Here is a 5,535-nt window from a genome sequence, read left to right as displayed (position 1 = left end):
ATAACGGCCGTACTCATCTTCCTGTGCCGTCATACAGGACATTTTCCCTTACAATCCGGTCACCTATACCTCCAAAAGACGCAGAAAAGCTCAGATCTCAGACAAAAAATTTCTGAACGTATCCCTGCACGAACACCAGCGCCACAACGAACGGCAGTATCCAGGCAAGATAGAATCGTAAAAATTTCGGAAACTTCACGCCGCGCCCGGTATCGGTTTCCGCCATGAAATTGTCCCAGCCCCAGCCGAATCTGTGGCAGCAGAACAGCATGAAGGTAATGGCGCCGATGGAGAGAAGGTTGTTGCTGAGAATGAAGTCCTCCAGATCCATGAGCGTGCTTCCTTCGCCAAGAGGCTGCACCCCGGAAAGAACGTTGAAGCCGAGGACGCAGGGCAGCGTGAGAAGCGTGAGAGCCACGCCGTTGACGAGCGTGGACTTGCGGCGCGACCACTTCCACACATCCATGCCGTAGGAAATGATGTTCTCAATGACGGTAATGACAGTGGTGAGCGCCGCCGCACTCATGAACACGAAGAACAGCGTCCCCCAGAACCTTCCTCCCGACATGGAGTTGAACACGTTGGGGAGCGTGATGAAAATGAGTCCGGGACCTGAATCCGGCTCTACGCCGAAGGCAAAGCAGGCCGGAAAAATGATGAAGCCCGACATCATGGCCACAAAGGTATCCAGACAGACTATCCAGATGGATTCCTGAGTGATGGTATATTCCCGACCGAGATAGCTGCCGAATATGCACATGGATCCTATGCCAAGACCAAGGGTGAAGAAGGCCTGATTCATGGCGTCGTTAAGCAGGCTCCATATGCCCGCGTCCACGGCCCTCTGCCAGTCCGGTGCAAGATAGAAGGTCAGTCCTTCCAGCGCGCCGGGCAGGGTGACGGCGCGCGCGGCAAGACCAAGCATGATGACGAGAAGTCCGGTCATCATGATCTTGACCACACGCTCTATGCCCCGTCTGAGGCCGAATCCGCAGACGATGAAACAGGCTATGGAGGTCAGAAAGGCCCAGAACGTCATTCCTGACGGATCGGCAAGCATGGCGCCGAAGGCGGCGGGCATCTGATCGGCGGGCAGGGCAAGCTGTCCCGTAGCTGTCCGCCATACATAAAAAAGCATCCAGCCGGCCACGGGAATGTAGAACATCATGAGCAGATAGCTGCCCACGATGCTGAGCCAGCCCATGCGGTGCCATGAAGAGCCCTTCGGCTCCAGAACGCGCAGAGCGTTGCCGAGATTCTGCTGTGAAGCCCTGCCTACGGAAAATTCCATGATGAGCAAGGGCAGGGCAAGCATGAGCAGAAAGAACAGATAGGCGACCACGAATACCGCACCGCCGTATTTTCCCGTAATGTAAGGAAATCTCCACACGTTGCCGAGGCCTATGGCGCATCCGGCGGAGACGAAAAGAAAGCCGATGCGGCTGGCCATTTTCTCACGTTGCATGACGACTCCAGAAGCTTGGAACAAGTCTGGCGCACGATCTCCCGAAGAAGGCCATGCGCCAGAGACGAGATTGAAGAGGGAAGCCTAGAAGAACTTCTGAATATAGCCTTCCACAAAGATGACCAGGAGCACGACGGGCAGAATCCAGGTCAGATAGAACCGCAGCGCCTTCGGGAACTTCATGCCCGCACCGGTATCGGCCTCGGCAATGAACTTGTCCCATCCCCAGCCGTAGCGCTGGCAGCAGAACAGACAGAAAATGAGCGAACCCAGCGGCAGCAGGTTGTTGCTGATGACGAAGTCCTCAAGATCCATGATGGTCGATCCGGCGCCCAGGGGCTGAATGTCAGACCAGAGATTGAAGCCGAGAATGCAGGGCAGCGTGCACAGGGTGAGCACAATGCAGTTGACTTTGACGGCTTTTTTCCTCGACCATTCATAGGTGTCCATGAAATGGGAGATGATGTTCTCAAGCACGGCGATGACCGTGGTGAGCGCGGCCGCGCTCATGAACACGAAGAACAGCGCTCCCCACAGGCGTCCCCAGGCCATGTTGTTGAAGATGTTGGGCAGCGTGATGAAAATGAGGCTGGGACCGGCATCGGGCTGCACGCCGAAGGCAAAGCAGGCAGGGAAGATGATGAGGCCGGACATGAACGCCACGAAGGTGTCGAGGGACACGATGAACACGGACTCCTTGGTCAGCGTGTTGGATCTGTCAAGATAGCTGCCGAAGATGCACATGGCACCGATGCCGATGCTCAGGGTGAAGAAGGCCTGATTCATGGCGTCGTTGATGAGGGACATGATGCCCGCATCCATGGCGCGCTGCAGATCGGGCACGAGGTAGAAGGCCACGCCCTTCATGCCGCCGGGCAGGGTGAGGGAATGCACGGCAAGACCGATGACGATGACAAGAAGCCCGCCCATCATGATTTTCACCACGCGTTCCACGCCCTTCTGCAGACCGAGCGCACACACGCCGAAGCAGCCGAACGAAGCGACGAGCGTCCAGAAGAGCATGGTGCCGGGGCTGGAAAGCAGATTGGAGAACACGCCCGCCACCTGATCCATGGGAACGGAAAGCGTTCCTGTGACGGTGGCCCAGCAGTAATACATCATCCATCCTGACACGGGGATGTAGAACATCATGAGCGCATAGGAGCCTATGATGCTGAAACAGCCGAAATAACTCCACTTCGATCCCGGCTTCAGCTCACAGAAGGCCCGGGACATATTTCTCCGCGAGGCGCGACCCACGGTAAATTCCATGATGAGAATGGGCAGCCCCATGCCGAGAAGAAAGACGAGGTACGCGACAAGAAAAACCGCACCACCATATTTGCCCGTAATGAAAGGAAAGCGCCATACGTTGCCGAGCCCGATGGCGCAGCCGGCGGAAAGAAACAGGAAACCCAGCCGGCTGGCGAGCTGTTCTCGTTGAGCCATAGTATATTCTCCTTGGCGGAATATTTTTTCTTTATATATGGGAAACGTCGCGGCACGGCAACCTGAAAATCCCCGGTCCTCTCCGACGGCCGTTCGTTGAACGTACGCTTGTGAACGTCGACTTTCAGATTCCGTCACGCAACCTTTCCCTGTTTTGAAACCGTCGGCCACTCAAGACAAAAGAGTAACGCCTTCCGGCCTGCGTCATGCGAGACTAAAAGAACTTTTGGATGTAGCCCTGCGCAAATATGAAAAGAAACACGACGGGCAGAATCCAGGTCAGATAGAAGCGCAGGAACTTGGGGAACTTCATGCCCGTGCCGGTATCCGCCTCGGCAATGAAACCGTCCCAGCCCCAGCCGTAGCGATGACAGCAGAACAGCATGAAAAGAAAGGAGCCGAGCGGCAGAATGTTGTTGCTGATGATGAAGTCCTCAAGATCGAGCACGGCGCTTCCCGGACCGAAGGGCTGGAAATCGGACCAGACGTTGAAGCCGAGAATACAGGGAAGCGTGAGCAGGGTAAGCACGACGAAATTTATCGTCACGGCCTTTTTGCGGGACCATCCGTAGCCATCCATGAAAAAGGCAATGATGTTCTCAAGCACGGCGATGACCGTGGTAAGAGCGGCGGAGCTCATGAAGATGAAGAAGAGAAAGCCCCAGAATCGCCCGCCTGCCATGTTGTTGAAGATGTTGGGCAGAGTAATGAAAATAAGGCCCGGACCTGCGTCCGGCGTGACGCCGAAGGCAAAGCAGGCGGGAAAGATGATGAGACCGGCGGTCAGAGCTACAAAGGTATCCAGTACCACGATGAGCACGGATTCCTGCGTAAGAGCCCGCTCTTTTTTCAGATAGCTGCCGAAGATGCACATGCTGCCCATGCCCACGCTCAGCGTGAAGAAGGCCTGATTCATGGCATCGTTGACAAGGGACATGATGCCGGCATCCACGGCTCGCTTGAGATCGGGCACGAGATAGAACGAAAGCCCCTTCGAGCCACCTTCAAGAAAACAGGAGTGAAACGCCAGCCCGAGCATGATGACGAGAAGCCCCAGCATCATGATCTTGACCACACGCTCAACCCCTCTCTGAAGCCCCTGTCCGCATATGGCGAAGCAGGATGCGGACACAACCACCGTCCAGAAAAGAAGAAGCCATGGATTGCCCAGCATGCTTCCGAACACGGCGGGCACCTGTTCCGAAGGAACCTGAAGCTCGCCAGTCAACATGAACCAGCAGTAGCAGAGCATCCAACCTGCAATGGGGATGTAGAACATCATGAGAATATAGTTGCCTATGGGACACATGATGCCGAACTTGTGCCACCATGTTCCCCTCGGTTCCAGCATCTTCAGGGCGTGAGCCATGTTGCGCTGCGTGGCACGTCCCACGGAAAATTCCATGATGAGAACGGGAAGCCCCACGAAAATGAGAAAAAGAAGATACACCCCGAGAAACACAGCGCCGCCATACTTGCCGGTGATGTAGGGAAAACGCCACACATTGCCGAGTCCTATGGCACAACCGGCGGAAAGAAGCAGAAAGCCGAGTCGGCTGGCAAGCTGTTCACGCTGTTTCATGATCATTCTCCTGAAGATGATTTCTTCTAGCTATAGGCCAAAACTTGCTGCTCCGGCAACCGAAAAAGCCGCCGTTCCTTCCCGCATCCTTGCGTTGCCGGCGCCCATGTACTAGAGCTTGTTGCGCGCATCCGGCGACAACGCGGGAGCTTAAGCCAAGCCTGCCTGAACCATGCTTTGCCGACAATTCTCCTCTCCATGCCGCTGCGCGGAAACGGCGCTTCGGTCATTCACGCCTTTTTTCCTTCCGCGACAAGAACTCGAACAGGACCACCCATGAATCTGCATCCTCACAAACGCTGGACTCAAAGAATCAATTACGCCCTGCTGGCCCTGGAAGGCATGCTCATAGGACTCTTCTGCGCCTGCGTCATTTGCTGCTTCCGACTCATCCGCGACCATGCCGCTCCCGTCATTCTTGCCTTCATCTCGGGATGGCAGGAAACATGGTGGATCGCACCTCTCTGGCTTGCCGTGCTCATTGCCGCAGCCCGCTTTCTGGGCTGGCTGGTCAAAAAAACGCCTCTCATTTCCGGCAGCGGCATACCGCAGACGGAACTTATCGTCCGGGGGAAACTGCACGTCTCCCGCCAAGACTGGCTCAAAGTGCTGCCGGCCAAGTTCGTGGGATGCCTTGTCTCCACGCTGGGCGGACTTTCCCTCGGCCGGGAAGGCCCCTGCATACAGATGGGCGCGGCCACGGCCGCTCTTTTGACCGGCCTGTGGGAAAAATTCACCTTTTCCGGCCACATCCACATTGCCGCCGGAGCCGCAGCAGGCATGACGGCAGCCTTCGGCTCTCCCGTGGCCGGCGTGCTCTTCGTATTTGAGGAAATGAAAAGCCGCATCACGCGCGGAGGATTCATCGCCGTGAGCTTCGCCGCGGCCACGGCCGCCCTCGCCACGCGCCATATTTTCGGCTTCGGGCTCATTTTTCCCTTTGAGAACATACGCTCCCTGTCTTTCTCCGCCCTCTGGCTCGTCCCCGTCATGGGAGTGCTCATGGGAAGGGTGATAGCAAAAGAGGGTTAAATAAAGG

Annotated in this window: 4 protein-coding genes; 1 reads left to right on the top strand and 3 read right to left on the bottom strand. The window is 56.2% G+C overall.

Translation table 11 applies throughout. The annotated features are described in order from the left end of the window. Positions 1 to 97 precede the first annotated feature (97 nt). The 3 genes from QZZ60_RS10350 to QZZ60_RS10340 form a co-directional block, all read right to left on the bottom strand. Complete coding sequence (locus tag QZZ60_RS10350; RefSeq protein ID WP_295641157.1) at positions 98 to 1,465, bottom strand: sodium-dependent transporter; 1,368 nt, start codon at positions 1,463 to 1,465, stop codon at positions 98 to 100. 84 nt (positions 1,466 to 1,549) lie between these two features. Then, complete coding sequence (locus QZZ60_RS10345; protein ID WP_295641155.1) at positions 1,550 to 2,914, bottom strand: sodium-dependent transporter; 1,365 nt, start codon at positions 2,912 to 2,914, stop codon at positions 1,550 to 1,552. A 214-nt stretch (positions 2,915 to 3,128) separates the two neighbouring features. Further along, on the bottom strand, positions 3,129 to 4,496 hold the full coding sequence (locus tag QZZ60_RS10340) for a sodium-dependent transporter (protein WP_295641154.1): 1,368 nt from the start codon (positions 4,494 to 4,496) through the stop codon (positions 3,129 to 3,131). 276 nt (positions 4,497 to 4,772) lie between these two features. Between QZZ60_RS10340 and QZZ60_RS10335 the strand changes: the two genes are divergently transcribed. Then, positions 4,773 to 5,528, top strand: coding sequence for a chloride channel protein (locus tag QZZ60_RS10335; protein ID WP_295641152.1), 756 nt, complete (start codon positions 4,773 to 4,775; stop codon positions 5,526 to 5,528). Positions 5,529 to 5,535: the final 7 nt, after the last annotated feature.

This window comes from uncultured Mailhella sp. (genome assembly GCF_905187505.1).
In the GTDB taxonomy this organism is placed as follows: domain Bacteria; phylum Desulfobacterota; class Desulfovibrionia; order Desulfovibrionales; family Desulfovibrionaceae; genus Mailhella.
Note: the sequence above shows the minus strand (reverse complement) of the source record. Positions and strands in the feature narration are given on the sequence as shown.